The 19,462-nt window shown below is 66.4% G+C and carries 15 protein-coding genes; 6 read left to right on the forward strand and 9 right to left on the reverse strand.

All coding sequences use genetic code 11. From position 1 onward, the window contains the following. Positions 1-155: 155 nt before the first annotated feature. Together F7Q96_RS19290 and F7Q96_RS19295 are read left to right on the forward strand one after the other, a co-directional pair. Positions 156-1,565 (forward strand): amidase, encoded by a 1,410-nt coding sequence (locus F7Q96_RS19290; protein ID WP_053820826.1) that lies wholly within the window; start codon positions 156-158, stop codon positions 1,563-1,565. 1 nt (position 1,566) lies between these two features. Then, positions 1,567-2,811, forward strand: a complete 1,245-nt coding sequence (locus tag F7Q96_RS19295) for an MFS transporter (protein WP_053820825.1) — start codon at positions 1,567-1,569, stop codon at positions 2,809-2,811. A gap of 32 nt (positions 2,812-2,843) precedes the next feature. Here F7Q96_RS19295 and mnmE read toward each other — a convergent pair whose 3' ends face one another. The 6 genes from mnmE to rpmH form a co-directional block, all read right to left on the reverse strand. Next, positions 2,844-4,277 (reverse strand): tRNA uridine-5-carboxymethylaminomethyl(34) synthesis GTPase MnmE, encoded by a 1,434-nt coding sequence (gene mnmE / locus F7Q96_RS19300; RefSeq protein WP_053820824.1) that lies wholly within the window; start codon positions 4,275-4,277, stop codon positions 2,844-2,846. A 19-nt stretch (positions 4,278-4,296) separates the two neighbouring features. Beyond that, positions 4,297-5,235, reverse strand: coding sequence for a CHAD domain-containing protein (locus tag F7Q96_RS19305; protein WP_151023130.1), 939 nt, complete (start codon positions 5,233-5,235; stop codon positions 4,297-4,299). A gap of 175 nt (positions 5,236-5,410) precedes the next feature. Then, positions 5,411-7,072 carry a membrane protein insertase YidC gene (gene yidC, locus F7Q96_RS19310; RefSeq protein WP_053820821.1) on the reverse strand — a complete coding sequence of 554 codons (1,662 nt, stop codon included), beginning with the start codon at positions 7,070-7,072 and terminating at the stop codon, positions 5,411-5,413. 20 nt (positions 7,073-7,092) lie between these two features. Then, positions 7,093-7,353, reverse strand: coding sequence for a membrane protein insertion efficiency factor YidD (gene yidD / locus F7Q96_RS19315; protein WP_053820820.1), 261 nt, complete (start codon positions 7,351-7,353; stop codon positions 7,093-7,095). Between the two features lie 14 nt (positions 7,354-7,367). Beyond that, complete coding sequence (gene rnpA / locus F7Q96_RS19320; RefSeq protein ID WP_151023152.1) at positions 7,368-7,781, reverse strand: ribonuclease P protein component; 414 nt, start codon at positions 7,779-7,781, stop codon at positions 7,368-7,370. A 165-nt stretch (positions 7,782-7,946) separates the two neighbouring features. Further along, positions 7,947-8,081 carry a 50S ribosomal protein L34 gene (gene rpmH, locus F7Q96_RS19325; RefSeq protein ID WP_006578231.1) on the reverse strand — a complete coding sequence of 45 codons (135 nt, stop codon included), beginning with the start codon at positions 8,079-8,081 and terminating at the stop codon, positions 7,947-7,949. 807 nt (positions 8,082-8,888) lie between these two features. Between rpmH and dnaA the strand changes: the two genes are divergently transcribed. The 3 genes from dnaA (at position 8,889) to gyrB (ending at position 14,784) form a co-directional block, all read left to right on the forward strand. Then, positions 8,889-10,598 carry a chromosomal replication initiator protein DnaA gene (gene dnaA / locus F7Q96_RS19330; protein ID WP_053820818.1) on the forward strand — a complete coding sequence of 570 codons (1,710 nt, stop codon included), beginning with the start codon at positions 8,889-8,891 and terminating at the stop codon, positions 10,596-10,598. A gap of 320 nt (positions 10,599-10,918) precedes the next feature. Next, complete coding sequence (gene dnaN / locus F7Q96_RS19335; RefSeq protein ID WP_053822928.1) at positions 10,919-12,034, forward strand: DNA polymerase III subunit beta; 1,116 nt, start codon at positions 10,919-10,921, stop codon at positions 12,032-12,034. A 224-nt stretch (positions 12,035-12,258) separates the two neighbouring features. Beyond that, positions 12,259-14,784 (forward strand): DNA topoisomerase (ATP-hydrolyzing) subunit B, encoded by a 2,526-nt coding sequence (gyrB, locus tag F7Q96_RS19340; RefSeq protein WP_053822927.1) that lies wholly within the window; start codon positions 12,259-12,261, stop codon positions 14,782-14,784. A gap of 93 nt (positions 14,785-14,877) precedes the next feature. On the opposite strand, the gene F7Q96_RS19345 is transcribed toward gyrB, so the two are convergent. After that, on the reverse strand, positions 14,878-15,414 hold the full coding sequence (locus F7Q96_RS19345) for a dihydrofolate reductase family protein (RefSeq protein ID WP_053822926.1): 537 nt from the start codon (positions 15,412-15,414) through the stop codon (positions 14,878-14,880). Then, positions 15,411-16,406: a GlxA family transcriptional regulator gene (locus F7Q96_RS19350; RefSeq protein ID WP_151023154.1), complete on the reverse strand. Its 996-nt coding sequence runs from the start codon at positions 16,404-16,406 to the stop codon at positions 15,411-15,413. The genes F7Q96_RS19345 and F7Q96_RS19350 overlap by 4 nt, the downstream gene beginning before the upstream one ends. A gap of 248 nt (positions 16,407-16,654) precedes the next feature. Here F7Q96_RS19350 and F7Q96_RS19355 point away from each other — a divergent pair, with 248 nt between their 5' ends. Continuing rightward, on the forward strand, positions 16,655-17,416 hold the full coding sequence (locus tag F7Q96_RS19355) for an SDR family oxidoreductase (protein WP_053822924.1): 762 nt from the start codon (positions 16,655-16,657) through the stop codon (positions 17,414-17,416). A gap of 42 nt (positions 17,417-17,458) precedes the next feature. Here F7Q96_RS19355 and F7Q96_RS19360 read toward each other — a convergent pair whose 3' ends face one another. Next, entirely contained in the window at positions 17,459-19,411 is a 1,953-nt protein-coding gene (locus F7Q96_RS19360) for a putative Ig domain-containing protein (RefSeq protein WP_053822923.1), read from the reverse strand. Positions 19,412-19,462: the final 51 nt, after the last annotated feature.

A 19,462-nucleotide genomic window follows, 5' to 3' on the forward strand; every position in this document is an offset into this window, starting at 1 on the left:
TTTCTAAGGCGAAAACCGCATGAAATCTGGTTTGCGAGGCTGGCGGCGCGAACGGTAACTTTGGGGCGTTATCTGGCCATGTCAGCGCAGCGTTGGGTACGCTCCGGCGCGGGGCCGATTCAATTCTACTTAACCTTTCTCCATACGAGCGAATCATGGTTTCCGATTGGCACTTCCTCTCGATGATCGAATTGGCTGCAAGAATCCGGCGCCGGGAGATCTCGCCGACTGCCGTGGTACGCGCCCAGCTCGATCGCATCGCCGCGCTCGACGGCGCACTGCACAGCTACGCCCTGGTGATGGCCGACGCGGCGATGGCCCAGGCGGAAGCCGCCGAGGCCGAGATCGCTGCCGGCCGATACCGCGGTCCGCTGCACGGCATGCCGATCGGCATCAAGGACCTGTGCTGGACCGAGGGGGTGCCGACCGCCGCCGGCATGGCGATCCATCGCGAATTCCGTCCGGACCGGGACGCCACCGTGGTACGGCGGCTTGGGGACGCCGGCGCGGTGCTGCTGGGCAAGCTGCAACTGACCGAAGGCGCGTATTCGGACCATCACCCCTCGGTCACTGCGCCGCTGAACCCGTGGCACGCCGACTACTGGCCGGGCATCTCGTCGAGCGGCGCCGGCGTGGCGACGGCGGCCGGGCTTTGCCATGGCGCCATCGCGTCGGATACCGGCGGCTCGATCCGCTGGCCGGCGGCCGCCAATGGCGTGACCGGGCTGAAGCCCACGTGGGGCCGCGTCAGCCGGCATGGCGTGTTTGCGCTGGCGCCGTCGCTAGACCATGTCGGCACCATGGCGCGCAGCGCGGCGGATGCCGGCCTGCTGCTGCAGGTCATCGCAGGCGCCGACGCGCATGACCCGACCGCTCTGCAGGAGCCGGTGCCAGACTACGTTGGCGCGATGACCTCGGAGCTGCGCGGCGTCCGCATCGGCGTCGATGCGGACTGGAACGGCGACGGCGTCGATGCCGAAGTCCAGGCCGTTGTCTGCGCTGCCACGGAGGTCTTGCGGGCGCTCGGCGCGACCGTGGTCGACGTCCGCGTTCCGGACGCGATGCGTGCGGGCAGCGCGCTGACCGACGACTGGGCCGCCAACTGCGCGGTCGAGGCGGCCGTCGAGCATGCCGCTACCTATCCGGCCCGCCGCAACGAGTATGGCGCGGTGCTGGCCTCGGTGATCGACGCGGGCCGCGCGCTGTCCGGCGTGGACTATCAGCGGATCCTGCTGCGGCGTGCCGACTTGCGCGGCCGCATGGCTGGCCTGCTCCAAACCGTCGACCTGCTGCTGACGCCAGTGCATCCGTATGCGCCGCTGTCGCTGGCCGCTGTTCGCACGCTCGGCGAACAGCCCGCGCTGATCGCCGGGCTGCAACGGTACACTTGTCCCTTCAACCTGACCGGCCATCCGACCATCACGCTGCCAGGCGGTTTGTCGCGGCTAGGGCTGCCGATCGGCTTTCAACTCGTCGCCCCGCATCTGGGCGAAGCGATGCTGGTGCGCGCGGGCGCCGCCTTCCAGGGCGCCACCGATTGGCATCGACAACATCCGGTGAACTGACATGACGACACTGGTGGTCAAGCAGCGCATTTTCTACGGGTGGTGGGTCGTCGCGGCGGCGTTTGCGGTGACCTTCGTCGGCTTCGGCAGCGCCTATACCTTCAGCGCGTTCATCGAGCCCCTGCAGCGGGAATTCGGCGCGTCGCGCGGCGCGGTGTCGCTGGTGTTCTCGCTGGCCGGCTTCCTTTACTTCGCGCTTGGCATCGTCAGCGGGCCGCTGGCCGACCGCTGGGGCGCGCGCCGCCTGTGCATTGCCGGCATGCTGCTGGTCGGCGCGGGGCTCGCGCTGGCCAGCGTCGCGCGCAATATCGTCGAGGTCTACGCGGCCTACGGGCTTGGCGTCGGCCTGGGAGTCGGCCTGGCCTATGTGCCGGCGGTCGGCGCGGTGCAGCGCTGGTTCGTCAAGCGCCGCGGTCTCGCCTCGGGGCTCGCCGTCAGCGGCATCGGTGTCGGCACGCTAGCGATGCCGCCGCTGGCTGCGCTGCTGATCGACGGCGTGGGCTGGCGCGATGCCTATCTGACGCTCGGCGTGCTGGCCGCGGTGCTCGGCGTGGGCGCCTCGCTGCTGCTGGAGAACGATCCGCGCGAGCGCGGCCTGGCGGCGGACGGCGAACCGTTGCCCGCCCACGCCCACACCGCGGCGCCGTCGGCCGATGTGTCGGTCGGCGACGCCGTACGGACGCGCCAGTTCATCAGCCTCTATGCCGCGTGCCTGATCGCCTCGTTCGGCGTGTTCGTGCCCTTCGTCCATCTGGTGCCGCACGCGCAGGACCTCGGCATCGCGCAGGGCACCGCGGTGCTGCTGCTGGGCGTGATCGGCATCGGCAGCACGGCCGGACGGTTCTTCCTCGGCAGCCTGGCCGATAGCATGGGCCGGCAGCGCTTCCTGCTGTGCACGGTGATCGCGCTGGCGTTCACGCTGGTGATCTGGGCCGTCGCCACCGGCTTCTGGATGCTGGCGCTGTTCGCCTTCCTGTTCGGCGCCTGCTATGGCGGCTGGGTCGCGGTGCTGCCGGCGGTGGTGATGGACCTGTTCGGCGGCCGCAACGTCGGCGGCATCATCGGCGTGCTGTACACCAGCGTGGCCTTCGGCACGCTGATCGGGCCGAGCGCGGCCGGCTATGCCTTCGATGCGAGCCGCAGCTATACGCTGCCGATCCTGGCGGCGGTGGCGGCGAATCTGCTGGCGGCGGGAATTCTGATGGTGGCGGCGAAGGACACGACGCGCGGCGCCGGGCAGGGCTGACGTCCAGCCTGGGGGCAGCGCGCAAACCGGCCCTACTTGCCGATGCAGAACCGCGTGAAGATCGTGCCCAGCAGATCGTCGCTGGTGAATTCGCCGGTGATGCTGTTCAGGTGCTCCTGCGCCAGCCGCAATTCCTCGGCGAACAGGTCCAGCGCCTTGTCCTGCTGATCGGCGCGTTCGGCAGCGAGATCCAGATGCGATTGCGCGCTGCGCAGCGCGTTCAGATGGCGCTCGCGCGCGAGGAAGGCGCCCTCGTTGCCGGCCTGCCAGCCGATCACGCGCAGCAGTTCGTGGCGCAGCAGATCGATGCCGGCGCCGGTGCGCGCCGAGATCCAGATCTCGGTCGGGTTCGGGCCGTTGGCCACGACCACGTGCGGGCGGTTGCCGCCGAACGTAGTGGCGCCGACCGCGGGCGCCAGATCGATCTTGTTGACCACGCGCAGGATCGGCGCGCCCGGCGGCAGATGACCGGACAAGCGATCGTCGATCGCATCGTCGATTTCGGACAGGCCATGCTGCAGGTAGTCGGTCGCATCGATCAGATGCAGCACCACGTCGGCGCGGCCGATCGCCTCCCAGGTGCGTTCGATGCCGATGCGCTCGACCTCGTCGACCGCGTCCTCGCGCAGGCCCGCGGTGTCGATGATATGCAGCGGGATGCCTTCGATCTGGATCGTCTCGCGCACGCGATCGCGCGTGGTGCCGGCGATCGGCGTGACGATGGCAAGCTCCGCGCCGGCCAGCGCGTTCAGCAGCGACGACTTGCCGACGTTCGGCTGGCCGGCCAGCACCACCGACAGGCCTTCGCGCAACAGCGAACCCTGCCGCGCCTGCGCCAGCACGCCGCCCAGCGCGCTACGGATCGTATCGAGCTGGCCGCGCGCGTCCGACGCCTCGAGGAAATCGATCTCCTCTTCCGGAAAGTCGAGCGTGGCCTCGACCAGCATGCGTAGATGAATCACCTGCTCCACCAGCGCGCGGATCGCCTGCGAGAACGCGCCTTCCATCGAGCGCGCCGCCGATCGCGCAGCGGCCTCGGTGCTGGCCTCGATCAGATCCGCCACGGCCTCGGCCTGCGCGAGATCGAGCTTGTCGTTGAGGAAGGCGCGGCGCGTGAATTCGCCGGGTTCGGCCAGGCGCAGCCCGACTTCGCGGCCCGCCTGCAGGCAGCGTGTCAGCAGCATCTGCATCACCACCGGGCCGCCGTGGCCCTGCAGCTCGAGCACGTCCTCGCCGGTGTACGAATGCGGGCCGGGAAAGAACAGCGCGATGCCGTGATCGATCACCTCGCCCTTGCCGTCGAGAAAGGGCAGATAGGTGGCGCGGCGCGGCGTCAGCGGCTGGCCGCAGACCGCGCGCGCGATCGTGCCGGCTTCGGGTCCGGATACGCGGACCACGCCGATGCCGCCCCGTCCGGGCGCGGTGGCGATGGCGGCGATCGTGTCGATGCTGGGCTGGGCGGTCATAGGGCGGTATTGTCGCAGATCAACGCGGCGTCGGCGTCACCAGTTGGGCAGTCTTCGATGGGGACAGGGGCGGCGGCATCGCGGTCATGGCAGTCGTTGCAGATGCCGCGGCGATTGGTGTCCCCGCCGTCCCCGCGGATTCGAACGGATGCTCCTCGCCCGGGCCGGACAGCAGCGCGGACAGCAGGCTGCGAGCGCTGGCCGCATCGGTCTGCGCGCCGAGCCTGGCCTGGCGGGCGACCAGCTTGCGATGGACGCGGCCGGTGTAGCGCCCCGGCAGCACCGGGCCGACGGCCTCGATCGCGTAGCGCAGCCGCTTGCCGGCGACGCGCAGCGCGTGCAGAACGTCGGCAGCCGGCGCAAGCGCCAGGTCCGCTTCGGTTCCGAGTTCGCGCCAGCGCGCCTTCAGCGCCCGTACGCTGCGTCGCGCCTTGCGCACGCGTCGGCGCGCCAGCCGGCCCAGCGGCGCATTGGCCTTGCCCGGGATACCGTCGACCGCGCGATGGCGCAGCGCGGCCAGATCGTCGTCGAGCACCGGCAAGGTCTGGCTGCGCAGGGCGTGCAGAACCGTCATCAGCGTCGCCCGCGCCGCCTCCCGCCTGGACTGCGCACTGTCGAGCAGCGCCAGAAGTACCGGATCGCCCGGCTGGCGCGATACCGCCGGCTGCAGCGTGTCGGCGATCAAGACGTCCCAATCGCGTACCGGGCCGGTGGCGCGCATCAGGTCGCGCAGCACGATGCGCCAGCGCGCCGCCACCGTTCCCGGCAGCGCGGGGGCAAAGACCCAGCGCACCGCACGCAGGTGGCGGACCGCCACGCGCAGGGCATGCAGGTCGTCGGGCCGGTCACGGCGGTCCAGCGCACGCAGCGCGTCGGCGATGCGCTGCAGATCGGCGGCGGCCAACGCGACAAAGGCGTCGAGCGCGCGCATCCGGCGTTTCAGTGTGAGGGTGCCCATGTCGCCATATTGGAGCCGGTGGCTCGCGCCGGCCCGCTGTCAATTCACCTGGCTACAGTGTAGGAAACGGCCTCGCTTGAAGCGGCGCATGGTCGTCTTCGGGTCCCGCGGCCACCCAAAGAAAAAGCCCGACGCCTTCGCGTCGGGCCTTGTCGCGGCGAGGTGCCGGTCGGGCTCAGCCCTTGGCCGGCGCCGGAGTCTTGCCTTTGCCCAGCATCCGGTTGATCTGCCATTGCTGCGCGATCGACAGGATGTTGTTGACCACCCAGTACAGCACCAGGCCGGCGGGGAAGAAGAAGAACATCACCGAGAACACCAGCGGCATGATCATCATGACCTTGGCCTGGATCGGGTCCGGCGGCGTCGGGTTCAGCTTGGTCTGCACGAACATCGACACGGCCATCACGATCGGCAGGATGTAGAACGGGTCGGGTACCGACAGGTCCTTGATCCAGCCCAGCCACGGCGCGCCGCGCATCTCGACCGACGACAGCAGCACCCAGTAGAGCGCGATGAACACCGGAATCTGGATCAGGATCGGCAGGCAGCCGCCGAGCGGATTGACCTTCTCGGTGCGGTACAGCGCCATCATCTCCTGGTTCATCTTCTGCGGATCGTTCTTGTAACGCTCGCGGATCGACGTCATGCGCGGCTGCAGGTCCTTCATCTTGCCCATCGACTTGTAGCTAGCCGCGGACAGCGGGAAGAACACCAGCTTGATCAGCACGGTCAGCGCGATGATCGACCAGCCCCAGTTGCCCAGGATGCCGTGCAGCTTCTCGAGCAGCCAGAACAGCGGCTTGGCCAGGATGGTCAGCCAGCCATAGTCCTTGACCAGCTCCAGGCCCGGCGCGATCTGCTCGAGCATGTGCTCTTCCTGCGGACCGGCGAACAGGCGCGCGTCGGTCGACACCGTCGCGCCCGGCGCGATCTCGCCCAGCGGCTGCTGCACGCCGACGCGATACAGGTTCGGGTCGATCTGCTCGACGTAGAAGCTGTGCTGCTTGCCGGTCTGCGGCAGCCAGGCCGAGGCGAAGTAGTGCTGCACCATCGCGACCCAGCCGTTGTCCGACGCGCCGGGCAGCGTGACCTTGCCCTTGGCGATGTCTTCGAAACTGATCTTGTGGTACTTGTCCGCGTCGGTGTAGACCGCCGGGCCGGTGAAGGTGCTGTAGAACTGCGACTGCTCGACATGGCTGCCGTCACGCGCCAGTTCCATGTACAGCGTCGGCGAGACCGGCTGCGCGCGGTTGTTGGTCACGTCGAAGCGCGTCGCGACCACATAGCTGCCCTTCTGGAAGCGGTAGGTCTTGGCAAAGCGCACGCCGTCCTTCTCGGCGGTCAGCACGACGTCGAGCGAACCGGCGTTGCCCAGGTCGCGCGGACCCGGCGCGGCGGCGAACACCGTCGTGTGGTTCGGCAGGTCGCCATTGATCAGGCCCGAGCGCGCCATATAGGTATGCGCGGCGCTGCGCTGGAACAGCACGACCGGATTGCCCGCCTCGTCCTTGTGGCGCAGCAGTTCGAGACGAGACAGGATGCCGCCCGCGGTATCGATCTCGGCGCGGACCACGTCGGTCGTGATCACGATCTTCTCGCCGGCCGGTGCGGGGGCCTGCGGCGCGGCCGCCGGGGCGCCGGTCGGGGATGCGCCGCCAACCGCCTTCGGCACGTCGCTGCGGGCCTGCGGCGCGCTCGCCGGCGTGCCGGTGGCCGCGGGTTGCGAGGCGCTCGGGAAGAACATCGAGGCGTGGCCGTTGGCGCGCTGCCAATTGTCGTAGAGCAGCACGAGGGACATCGAGAAGATGACCCAGAGGATGGTGCGTTTGATATCCATGTCTCGCTGTATCTGGGAATTCAGGGTCTGGGCAGCCGGACGCTGACCGACGGGCGGGCGGCATCGCGCGAGGGCGGCACCGGATCATACCCGCCTTGCGCGAAGGGATGGCAACGGCACAGCCGGCGGGCGGCCAGCCAGCTGCCGCGCGCGGCGCCATGACCGATGATGGCTTCGCGGGCGTAGTTGGAACAGGTCGGCATGAAGCGGCACTGCGAGCCCAGGTAAGGACTCAGCGCGATCTTGTAGAAGCGCAGCAGGGCAAGCAGGATAGGCTTCATGTCGGTGCCCTCGATCAGGCGCCGGAAGGCGAGGTGAGCGCAGCGGGCGGAGCGGACGGCAGGGGCCGGGCGGCGACTTCCATCAGCTCGACCAGTTCGGCCTGGCAGGCCAGCCGGACTGCGCGGCGGCTGGGGAATTCGGTGCGCGGGAACTTGGCCTGCAATCGCAGCAACACGTCGCGGCCGACCAGTTGGTCCTGCCGCTGGCGGAACAGTTCCCGCACCATGCGCTTCACCAGATTACGCTCGGCGGCGCGCGGCGCAAACTTCTTGCCGACCACGATGCCCAGCCGCCCCTGCGGCTGGCCGTTGGCGCGGACATAAAGCACGAAATGGGCGCTGCGGCGCCGCGGGCGCAAAGCAAAAACGGATGAAAACTCATCCGTCTTTGTGAGCCTCGCGGCTTTAGGAAAGGCATGGGTCGGCACGCTGGTCAGACTGGGCTGGCACGCGTTGCCGGGCCGTCCTCGGGGCAAGGCACAGGGGACAACGGCGAAGGGCGTCGGCCGGGACTCGACCGCGCCGGGCACCGCGCTCATGCGCCGGCGCTTGCCGGCTGCATCGAGGCGGGCCGCCGTCCCGTCACCCGGCCCTTAGACTGCCAGGCGCTTGCGGCCCTTGGCGCGGCGCGCGTTGATCACGGCGCGGCCGCCACGGGTCTTCATGCGCACGCGGAAACCATGGGTACGCTTGCGGCGGGTAACGGAAGGTTGGTAGGTACGTTTCATGTTGCACTCTCTGGTTGATCTGGGCACGCCCGGCCGCGAAGGGGCCGTGGCTGCCGCGTATGGTTCGCATGGGGCCGCCGCGGATGCGGTACTGCCGACGCTTGTGATTGTCCTGAAGCTGACCTGACGCCGGCCTAGGGTGTCGCGATACAGGTTTCGCGACGCAGGCTGGGCGGGATGACCGCGCGGCTGGCGCGGGCGACCCGTGCTCAGGTCCGCCGCCGCTTATGAAGCGGGTCAGACCCGGCGATGCGCATACGTGATCCCCTGCCGCATCGCAGAACCCGCCATTTAACGGATTTTCCGCGCGCCTGTCAAGGCTGCCGTGGGAGGATGCCGCTGTACGGGTGCACGCACAGGCAATCGCGGCGGTTTTCTTGTCCACAGTGATGCGATGCACATTTTCGAGTGCCCCAAACACCGCTTTTTCGGCGTGATGCGAAGAGCAATCCCCTTTTAAATCAAACGATTGCCTTCTATAAGTGCCGACTGCGGCGCTGCGCCGGTCTGAGTTGTGCACAGTCATCCACCGAATTTTCACAAGTTGTCCACAGACTTATCCTTTGTGGATAACTTGGGCCGGGGGGTACAATCCCGGTCCAAACACAACACGGCCTGCGTGGCGCACGCACAACCCGAGGTGTGCAGGACATGACGGTTAGGCGGCTTGGCGGGCGGGGGACCCGACAAGCCAGCTGCGGTAGCGGTCATGCCGGCACTCGGGAGACAGCGGCGCCCTTTTTTATTGGGACTCGAAAGATTGCTGACGTGACGACACGCGGCCGTGGCACTACCCAACAACAACCGATGCAAGATTTCTGGCAGGCGGCAGCCGCGCAGCTCGAGCGCGAACTGACGCCTCAACAGTTCAAGACCTGGATCAAGCCGCTGGCGCCGGTGGCGTTCGACGAGAACGCCCTGTCGCTGCGCATCGCCGCGCCCAACCGCTTCAAGCTCGACTGGGTCAAGAGCCAGTTCTCGGGGCGCATCACCGCGCTCGCCTGCGAGTACTGGGAGGCGCAGGTGAGCGTCCACTTCGTCCTCGACCCAACCGCGTCGGGGCGTGCGGCAGCGAACGGCTATCCGGCCGCGGGCAATCCGGGCGGCCCATACGGTGCCGCCCAGGATCCGGCCGCCCCGGGCGCGGCAGGTCCCGCCGCCCATCTGGCGCCGGCCTACGGCGCCGGCCAGGCGATGGGCCAGCCGCCCGTGCACGGCGGCCAGGCGCCCGGCCCGGGCGCGCTGATGTATGGCGCGCCGGAGCAACCGGGTGCCGGCGTGGCCGCGCCGGCCGGCTATGGCGCCATCCATGGCGGAATTGGTGCCGGCATGGGCCACCCGCAAGCGGCCCCCTACTCCGGCGGCAGCCAGGCGATCGGCGCCGATGTGGTCGATGTCGACGTGCCGCAACTGGACCCGGCCGAAGCCGCGGCCCGCTCTTATCGCGTCGCGCAGCAACCGATGCCGGGCCAGCAACCGGCCGACACGGTCCATGAGCGCTCGCGGCTCAACCCGATCCTGACCTTCGACAATTTCGTCACCGGCAAGGCGAACCAGCTCGCGCGCGCCGCGGCGATCCAGGTCGCCAACAATCCCGGCAAGTCGTACAACCCGCTGTACCTGTATGGCGGCGTCGGCCTCGGCAAGACCCACCTGATCCACGCGATCGGCAACTTCATGCTGATGGAGAACCCGCGCGCCCGGATCCGCTATATCCATGCCGAGCAGTACGTGTCCGATGTGGTCAAGGCGTATCAGCGCAAGGCGTTCGACGAGTTCAAGCGCTACTATCACTCGCTCGATCTGTTGCTGATCGACGACATTCAGTTCTTCTCGGGCAAGAACCGCACGCAGGAGGAATTCTTCTATGCGTTCGAGGCGCTGATCGCCAATCGCGCCCAGGTCATCATCACAAGCGATACCTATCCGAAGGAAATCACCGGCATCGACGACCGGCTGATCTCGCGCTTCGACTCCGGCCTGACCGTCGCCATCGAGCCGCCCGAGCTCGAAATGCGCGTCGCGATCCTGATGAAGAAGGCGGCTGCCGAGAACGTTTCGGTTCCCGAGGAAGTGGCCTTCTTCGTTGCCAAGCACCTGCGTTCCAACGTTCGCGAGCTGGAAGGCGCGCTGCGCAAGATCCTGGCGTTCTCGAACTTCCACGGCAAGGACATCACGATCGAGGTCACGCGCGAAGCGCTGAAGGACCTGCTGACCGTACAGAACCGGCAGATTTCGGTAGAGAACATTCAGAAAACCTGCGCCGACTTCTACAACATCAAGGTCGCCGACATGTATTCCAAAAAGCGGCCTGCCAATATTGCGCGGCCGCGCCAGATCGCAATGTATCTGGCCAAGGAATTGACGCAGAAGAGCCTGCCCGAGATCGGCGAGCTGTTCGGGGGACGCGACCACACCACCGTGCTGCACGCGGTACGCAAGATCGCCGACGAGCGCAGCAAGGACGCCCAGCTCAATCACGAACTGCACGTTCTGGAACAGACGCTGAAGGGTTGAAACCCGGCGTCGCGGATTTTGAGGGACCGGCTCGGCGGGCTGGCATACTGTGGTCTGCGCGCCGCGCGATGCCGGGGGAGGCGAAAGGCCCGCTGGAAACCCGCAAACCCGCGCGGGACAAGGGTTTCCGGGCAACCGTCACATATTGGGGGATCGTGGCTTTTCATGCACAATATGCAGACGAGCCACACATCGTCCGGCTTTGCCGAGCCGCCCGTTTCGAGGTAAAATGCGACATTAACTCCTTGATTCCTAAGTGATTTTGGAGTTGTCCAGGACACCCGGCGGACGCTGACTATAAACGACGAAGGACATATTCAATGCAATTGGTCAAAACCTCGCGAGACAATCTGCTGCGTCCGCTGCAAATCGTGAGCGGCATCGTGGAGCGCCGCCACACCCTCCCGATCCTGGCCAACCTGCTGATCCGCAAGTCCGGCGCCAACGTCTCCTTCCTGTCCACCGATATCGAAATCCAAATCACCACGCACGCCGAATGCGGCGTCGGCAGCGACGACGTGGCCACCACCGTGGCCGCGCGCAAGTTGCTCGACATCCTGCGCGCGATGCCGGACGGCGATGTCGCGCTGTCGCTGTCGGACAAGCGGATGACGGTGCAATCGGGCAAGAGCCGCTTCGCGCTGCAGACGCTGGCCGCCGAAGAATTCCCGACGGTCGCCGAGGCCACCGAATTCAACGCCAGCGTCACGCTGCCGCAGAAGACGTTCAAGCATCTGCTGGCGATGGTGCACTTCGCCATGGCCCAGCAGGACATCCGCTACTACCTGAACGGCATGCTGCTGGTGGTCGACGGCAAGAAGCTGATGGCGGTCGCTACCGACGGCCACCGCCTCGCCTACTGCGCGGTCGAGCTCGAACAGGAAGCCGCGGGCGCCGGCGCACGCCAGGAAGTCATCATCCCGCGCAAGACCATCCTGGAACTGCAACGCCTGCTCGAGGACAACGACGATCCGGTGCAGGTGCAGCTGGCCGCGAACCAAATCAAGTTCACCTTCGCCAACGTCGAGCTGATCTCGAAGCTGGTCGAAGGCAAGTTCCCCGATTTCCAGCGCGTGATTCCGAAGGGCTACAAGAACGCCTTCGCGATCGATCGCGTCAAGCTGCAGCAGGCGCTGCAACGTACCGCGATCCTGACCACCGACAAGTTCAAGGGCGTGCGCTGCATTCTCGATACGCACACCCTGAAAATCAGCTCGACCAACGCCGACCAGGAAGAGGCGCAGGAAGAGCTCGAACTCGACTATTCGGGCGATGCGCTCGATATCGGCTTCAACGTGACCTATCTGCTCGACGTGCTGGGCAACCTCAAGAGCGAGCAGGTCCAGGTCAGCCTCGGCGACTCGAATTCGAGCGCGCTGATCACCGTGCCGGAAGACGACAACTTCAAGTACGTCGTCATGCCGATGCGCATCTGATGTTCCGGTAAAGGATCGCAAGATACGCAGAATCCGGAGCATCGAACGGCAGGCTACGGCGCTCGCAACGGGCAAACAGCCGGTGCGACCGACCCGCAGTAGCAGGGGCAGGATCATGGCGATCCGCCCCTTTGCCGTTTTTATGTAACCGCCATGCGGAGGGCCGATGGCCGCGTCGTGACCCGGCGCGCCGCGCTCCCCGCATTTGCCGTGAGTAGGAAAACATGACCCAACAGCAGAACCCGCAACAGGAAAACAGCTACGGCGCCTCCTCGATCCAGATCCTGGAAGGCCTGGAGGCGGTACGCAAGCGGCCGGGCATGTATATCGGCGACACCTCGGATGGCACCGGCCTGCATCACCTCGTGTTCGAGGTGCTGGACAACTCCATCGACGAGGCGCTGGCCGGCTACTGCACGGAAATCCAGGTCACGATCCATACCGACAACTCGATCTCGATCATCGACAACGGCCGCGGCATTCCGCACGGCATCAAGTTCGACGACAAGCACGAGCCCCGGCGCAGCGCTGCGGAAATCGCGATGACCGAGCTGCACGCCGGCGGCAAGTTCAATCAGAACAGCTACAAGGTCTCGGGCGGCCTGCACGGCGTCGGTGTGTCCTGCGTCAACGCCCTGTCCAAATGGCTGCGCCTGACGGTGCGCCGCGACGGCCAGGCGCATTTCATCGAGTTCGCCCAGGGCGCGGTGCAGAACCGCATCCTCGAAACGGTGAGCGGCCCGGACGGACAGCCGGTGGAAGTCTCGCCGATGAAGGTGCTCGGTCCGACCGACAAGCGCGGTACCGAAGTCCACTTCCTCGCCGACGAGGAAATCTTCACGAACGTCGAATTCCATTACGAGATCCTGTCCAAGCGCATCCGCGAACTGTCGTTCCTGAATAACGGCGTACATATTCGCCTGACCGACCAGCGCACCGGCAAGGAAGAGGATTTCGCCTTCTCCGGCGGCGTCAAGGGTTTCGTCGAATACATCAATCGCGCCAAGTCGGTGCTGCATCCGAATATCTTCTACGCCAACGCCGAGAAGGAAGGCATTACCGTCGAAGTGGCGATGCAGTGGAATGACGGCTTCAACGAGCAGGTGCTCTGCTTCACCAACAATATTCCGCAGCGCGACGGCGGCACCCACCTGACCGGCCTGCGCGCGGCGATGACGCGCGTCATCAACAAGTACATCGAAGAAAACGAGATCGCCAAGAAGGCCAAGGTCGAGACCACCGGCGACGACATGCGCGAAGGCCTGTCCTGCGTGTTGTCGGTCAAGGTGCCCGAGCCCAAGTTCAGCTCGCAGACCAAGGACAAGCTGGTGTCGTCGGAAGTGCGGCTGCCGGTCGAGGAACTGGTATCGAAGGCGCTGGGCGACTTCCTGCTGGAAACGCCGAACGACGCCAAGATCATCTGCGGCAAGATCGTCGACGCCGCGCGCGCGCGTGAAGCCGCGCGCAAGGCCCGTGAAATGACCCGCCGCAAGGGCGCGTTCGACGGCATGGGCCTGCCCGGCAAGCTCGCCGACTGCCAGGAACGCGATCCGGCGCTGTCCGAACTCTTCCTGGTCGAGGGCGACTCCGCAGGCGGCTCGGCCAAGCAGGGCCGCGACCGCAAGTTCCAGGCGATCCTGCCGCTCAAGGGCAAGATCCTGAACGTGGAGCGCGCGCGCTTCGACAAGATGCTGTCGAGCCAGGAAGTGCTGACGCTGATCACCGCGCTGGGCACCGGCATCGGCAAGGACGACTACAACCTCGACAAGCTGCGCTATCACCGCATCATCATCATGACCGATGCGGACGTCGACGGCTCGCACATCCGCACGCTGCTGCTGACCTTCTTCTACCGGCAGATGCCGGACATCATCGAGCGCGGCTATGTCTATATCGCACAGCCGCCGCTGTACAAGGTCAAGCACGGCAAGGACGAGCGCTATATCAAGGACGACAACGAGCTGAACGCGTACATGCTGCGCCTGGCGATGGAGAAGGCCGGCCTGCTGCGCCCCGATGGCAGCGAGATCGCCGGTGACGCGCTGACCGAACTGGCGCGCCAGTACCAGCTCGCCGAGGCGGTGATCGGCCGCCTGTCGCGGGTGGTCGACAGCGACGCGCTGCGTGCGATCGCCGACGGCGTCGAACTGAACCTCGACTCGGCCGAAGCCGCCGAAGCCTCGGCCCGCGCGCTGAAGGCCAAGCTGTCGGAAATGCACGCCAAGCGCCTGAACGGCGCCGCGGTCAATGACGACGGCACCGCCGACGTCTACGCGCAGTTCGACGAGAAGAACGAGAAGCACCGCCTGATGGTGGCCCGCCGCCATCACGGCAACGTGCGCCTGTCGCACATCGATTCCGATTTCGTGCACGGCGCAGACTACGCCGCGCTGGCGCTCGCCGCCAAGACCTTCCAGGGCCTGATCCCGGTCGGCACCAAGGTCCGCCGCGGCGAGGGCGAAAAGCTGCGGGAGCAGACCGTCAACGACTTCCACGGCGCGATGCAATGGCTGCTGTCGGAAGCCGAACGCGGCGTGTCCCGTCAGCGCTACAAGGGTCTGGGCGAGATGAACCCCGAGCAGCTGTTCGAAACGACGCTGGATGTCACGCAGCGCCGCCTGCTGAAGGTCCAGATCGAGGATGCGATCGCCGCCGACCAGATCTTCACGACGCTGATGGGCGACGAGGTGGAACCGCGTCGCAACTTCATCGAGTCGAATGCACTGGTGGCGCGCAATATCGATGTTTGATCGCGCGGCGCCGTAGCACGGCAGCCCGTTCCAACGAGGCGAGACGCCCGACCGCTCTGCGAGTCGGGCGTTTTTTATGCTCGTTCGATCAATTCAAGACACCACCCGATACGTCGACTGCACCAGCCCCGAAGGAAAGCTGCGGCTCGATACCAGCGCAAGGTCGATGTCGTGCGGAAGTTCGCCAAACAACGGCCTTCCCGCGCCGATCAGCACCGGCACCGTGGTGATCACCATGTCCGCGATCAGGCCCTCGCGCAGGAACGACTGCACCAGCTGACCGCCGTCGACATAGACGCGGCGCACGTTCTCGCGCGCCAGTGCCGCCATCGCTTCCTTCGGCGTTTGATCGGCGAAGCGGACCTTGCCCTTCAGCGCCTCGGGCACCGGCGTACCGGCCAGCTGTTTCGACAGCACCAGCACCGGCCGGTCGTAGGGCCACGGGTCGAAGGTCTGCACCTTTTCATAGCTGCCGCGTCCCATCACGATGCAATCCTTGTCCGCGATGAAATCCGTATAGCCATGGTCCTCGCTCGGATCGTCGCGCTGCAGAAGCCAGTCGATGTCCCCATCGCGGCGCGCGATAAAGCCATCGAGGCTGGTGGCGATGAAGACGTGTGCGGTGATCATTGAATTGCCTCCATGTGTCGGGACTGTATTGTCCGCGAAGTCCGTTCGCCAAGGTGCCGCGCCCGCGCTTCCCGTACCAGCGCCTGCGGCGGCCTGCCGAGCGAGCGCAGGAAGGCGCGCCGCATCCGCTCCTCATCGCCGAATCCCGTTTGCGATGCGACTCTCCCGATCGACGTTTCGCCTGCCTCGATCAGCGCGTGGGCGGCCTCGAGCCGAAGCTTCTCGATCGCCTTGGCGGGCGACATGCCCGTCTGTGCCTGGAATGCCCGGCTGAAATGCCGCTTGCTCCAGTGCACGTGCTCGGCCAGCTGTTCCACCGATAGCGGCTCATGCAGATGTTCGCGCGCGAAGTCGAGGGCGAGCCGGACGCGGTCCGACTTCGGTTCGAGCGCGGCCAGCGTGGAGAACTGAGACTGCCCGCCCGTGCGGCGGTAGTGGACCACCATCATCCGCGAGATCGACTTGGCCAGCGCATCGCCGAGATCGGCTATCACCAGGGCCAGCGCCAGATCGACGCAGGCCGTCATGCCCGCCGAGGTCCAGACCGGCCCGTCGTTGACGAAGATCTTGTCCTCATCGACGTGTACTGCGGGGAATCGCTGTTGCAGCTCGTGCGCCAACGCCCAGTGCGTCGTCACGTGACGCCCATCCAGCAGCCCCGTCTCGGCGAGGATGAAAGCGCCGGTGCAGATGCTGGCGAGCCGGCGAACGCGCGGCGCGGCGCGCCGCAATTGCGCGATCAGCTCGGGCTCCCGAGGCGCGCCGGTGGTGGTACCGGCGATCAGCAAAGTGTCGTAGTGCCGCCGGCCGACTGCCCGGGCCTCGACCTTGACGCTGGAAGAACCGGACACCATCCCGCCTTCGGCGGACACCACGGCAATGTCGTAGTGGCGGTGCTGCGACAACTCGTTCGCCAACTCGAACACGGTCAGTGCCGCCATGTCGAGGATCTGAAAGCCGGGATAGACGACCAGGCCAATACGCGCGCTCATGATGTCCCTATTGGAGGTTTCGTCGATTCGACGACGGCCATTGTAGCGGCCGACTCGCCTTTCCGCCCGGCCCTTGTCGATGTCCCTTATTGCTGCTTTTTGGTCATTTGAGCCATCGCCGGTTTCGACCAGAATGACCTCTGACGGCAACGCGCCGAACACCAATGGCATCGCCAAGACTGATGACGTCGGGCCAGCCGGCAGGCTCAACCATCACCGATTATCGATTACCGACACAGGACATCGACATGCAACTCACGGACAACACCATTTTCATCACCGGTGGCACCTCGGGCATCGGCCGCGGCCTGGCCGAGGCGTTTCACAGGCTCGGCAACCAGGTGATCATCGGCGGCCGCCGCAAGCATCTGCTCGACGAGGTGACCAAGGCAAACCCGGGCATGGCCGCGATCGAGCTCGATATCGCCGACGCCGACAGTGTCGCCAAGGCGGCAACCGAACTGACCGCGCGGTTTCCGAAGCTGAATGTGCTGATCAACAATGCCGGCATCATGCCCTTCGACCAGGCCGACGCGGCTATCGACGAAGCGACGATGCAGGCCACCGTGACCACCAACCTGCTCGGCCCGATCCGCATGACCTCGGCGCTGATCGAACACCTGAAGCGCCAGCCGCGCTCGGTCGTGATCCACAACACGTCGGTGCTGGCCTATGTGCCGCTCGCCAACACCGCGGTCTACTCGGCCACCAAGGCGGCGCTGCATTCGTACGCGCTGTCGCAGCGCTTCATGCTGCGCCACACCTCGGTACGCGTGCAGGAAATCGCGCCACCCTGGGTCAACACCGACCTGATCCACAAGAGCGACGACCCGCGCGCGATGCCGCTGGACGCCTTCATCGAGCAAACCATGGCGGCGCTCGCTACCGATGCCGAGGAAGTGCTGGTCGAAGCGGCACGCCCGCTGCGCGACAACCCCGGCGCGGGCGAGCATGCATTCGTCAATGGCTTCAACGAGAGCATCGCGGCCACCCCGATTCCCGTGGGTTGAGGTCGCGAGCCAGTTCGACGGCCGGGCTCCCCGGCCATTCGACTATGGCGAAAACCGCTCCACCGCGTCGACGTTGGACGAATTCGCGCCGCCAATGGCCAACACGGTCCCATCGGAAAGCACCGTCGCCACCGGGGCGCGGCGCGCCACCGACATCGACGCCGCCACGGTCCAGACGTTGGTGTCCGGGTTATAGATCTCCGCGCTCGCCAGCGTCCCCGTGTTCGATCCACCGGCCACCAGGACACGGCCATCGGGCAGGAGCACCATCGCGGGCAGTGTCCGCGCCGCATTCATGACGCTCGATGTCCAGGTCGAGGCAACAGGGTCGTAAAGCCAGCCCGTGTTACCTATGCCGGTCACGAGCACCTTGCCGTTGCCCAGCAATTCGGATTGTGCGACGTTACTGCCCCCGCCCGGGTACGGCACCGGCGTGATCGTCCCACTATCGTCCACCGGATACAGCTCGGCGGTCATGTTGAAACCCATCGTGCCAATGCCACCGACCAGCAGGATTGAGGCGCCCCCGGGGAGGAGCGTCGCGGCATGCTGACCGCGGGGAGAGCCCAGGGCCGTCGTCATCGGCGTCCAGGCGTTGGTAGCCGGATCGTACCTCTCGGCCGTCGAACTCCGGTCGCTAGCGAGGTTGCCGCCGATGACCAGGACCTTGCCGTCAGGCAGCAGCGTTGCCGTGTGCCTGGAGCGGGCCTCCGACATGCTGCCGGTTGCCTGCCAGGTACCGGTGGCAGGATCGTAGACCTCCGCAGTAGCGCTGCCACCCCCGGCAACCAACACCTTGCCGTCATTGAGACGAGTCGCCGTGGCTTCGACCCGGGAAGTCGCCATGCTTGCCGTGGCCGCCCAGGCGTTCGTGGCCGGATCGTAGAGAAAAGCAGACGCGCTCGGTGCCGATGCCAGATAACCGCCTGCAACCAGAACCTTGCCGCTGTTCAACGTGGTCCCCGTCATGTAATGCATCGGACCGGGCAGCGAGGCGACCGGCGCCCAGCTGCCACGCCCGGTCACCGCAATGCGGACCTGGGCCGACGTACTGCCTGCCTTGTTCGTGGCGGTAACCGTGTAGACCTTCTGCAGTTGGATCGCCGTGGGCGTTCCCGCGATCACGCCGGTCTGGATGTTCAGGCTCAGGCCTGTGGGCAGCGCGGGGCTCACCGAAAAGCTGGCCGCGGCGCCGCCGGTCACGACCGGTGTGTTCGGAACGATCGCTTCGCCCGCGACGTACAGCGCGGAAGGCTGGACGTAGGCCAGCCCAGTGGGCGCCACCACCGCGGCTTCCACCGCGATGCGCAGCGTGGTTGTTGTCTGCCCCGCCGCATTGGTGCCCGTCACGGTATAGGTGGCTTCGGCTGCGGCAACAGTTGGCGTGCCGCTGATCACGCCCGTCTGCGTATCGAATGCGAGGCCGGCCGGCAGCGCCGGCGCAATGGTGTACGCATCGATCGGTCCGCCACCGTTGCCGGGTCCGTTCGCGACAATCGGCTCGCCCACGGTATAGACGACCGCGGACTCGCGGTAAGCCAATTGGCTTGGGGCCACCGCCGCGTTGCGCACTTCAATCTGCACGCGGGTGGTCGCGCTTCCAGCGCCGTTCTCCGCCGTGACGACATGGACCGTCGACGGGACTACAGTCGTGGGCGTCCCAGAAATGACGCCGGTGACCGCATCGAGCAACAGGCCCGCGGGCAATGCCGGTGCGATGCTGTAGCGCTCCACCGTACCCCCGCTCGCGCTGGGACGATTTGGCACGATAGGCTTGCCGAGTTCGTAGACCACCGACGACATGCCGTAACTGAGGCCTGCCGGCGCCTGCAGAGTCGGGGTTGGCGAGGGCGCCTGCTTGTCGTCGTCATCATCGCCGCCGCACGCGGATAGCAGTGACACCAAGCACAGGCACATCAGCAGCAACAGCCATTGGCCCGGCCGCTGCAGTAGGCGCCGCGGGCGAATTGCGGCATGGCGAAAGAGTGTTGTCATTTTTCCCGGTTCCAATTCCGTTGATTTACGGCGCGCTCCCGAATGGCAACG

The organism is Cupriavidus gilardii (assembly GCF_008801915.1).
Taxonomy (GTDB): domain Bacteria; phylum Pseudomonadota; class Gammaproteobacteria; order Burkholderiales; family Burkholderiaceae; genus Cupriavidus; species Cupriavidus gilardii.

Excerpts from the sequence above, each read along its gene's own strand:
- F7Q96_RS19290 (WP_053820826.1), top strand. The coding sequence starts at position 156 with ATGGTTTCCGATTGGCACTTCCTCTCGATGATCGAATTGGCTGCAAGA.
- F7Q96_RS19295 (WP_053820825.1), top strand. The coding sequence starts at position 1,567 with ATGACGACACTGGTGGTCAAGCAGCGCATTTTCTACGGGTGGTGGGTC.
- mnmE (WP_053820824.1), bottom strand. The coding sequence starts at position 4,277 with ATGACCGCCCAGCCCAGCATCGACACGATCGCCGCCATCGCCACCGCG.
- F7Q96_RS19305 (WP_151023130.1), bottom strand. The coding sequence starts at position 5,235 with ATGGGCACCCTCACACTGAAACGCCGGATGCGCGCGCTCGACGCCTTT.
- yidC (WP_053820821.1), bottom strand. The coding sequence starts at position 7,072 with ATGGATATCAAACGCACCATCCTCTGGGTCATCTTCTCGATGTCCCTC.
- yidD (WP_053820820.1), bottom strand. The coding sequence starts at position 7,353 with ATGAAGCCTATCCTGCTTGCCCTGCTGCGCTTCTACAAGATCGCGCTG.
- rpmH (WP_006578231.1), bottom strand. The coding sequence starts at position 8,081 with ATGAAACGTACCTACCAACCTTCCGTTACCCGCCGCAAGCGTACCCAT.
- dnaA (WP_053820818.1), top strand. The coding sequence starts at position 8,889 with ATGCAAGATTTCTGGCAGGCGGCAGCCGCGCAGCTCGAGCGCGAACTG.
- dnaN (WP_053822928.1), top strand. The coding sequence starts at position 10,919 with ATGCAATTGGTCAAAACCTCGCGAGACAATCTGCTGCGTCCGCTGCAA.
- gyrB (WP_053822927.1), top strand. The coding sequence starts at position 12,259 with ATGACCCAACAGCAGAACCCGCAACAGGAAAACAGCTACGGCGCCTCC.
- F7Q96_RS19345 (WP_053822926.1), bottom strand. The coding sequence starts at position 15,414 with ATGATCACCGCACACGTCTTCATCGCCACCAGCCTCGATGGCTTTATC.
- F7Q96_RS19350 (WP_151023154.1), bottom strand. The coding sequence starts at position 16,406 with ATGAGCGCGCGTATTGGCCTGGTCGTCTATCCCGGCTTTCAGATCCTC.
- F7Q96_RS19355 (WP_053822924.1), top strand. The coding sequence starts at position 16,655 with ATGCAACTCACGGACAACACCATTTTCATCACCGGTGGCACCTCGGGC.
- F7Q96_RS19360 (WP_053822923.1), bottom strand. The coding sequence starts at position 19,411 with ATGACAACACTCTTTCGCCATGCCGCAATTCGCCCGCGGCGCCTACTG.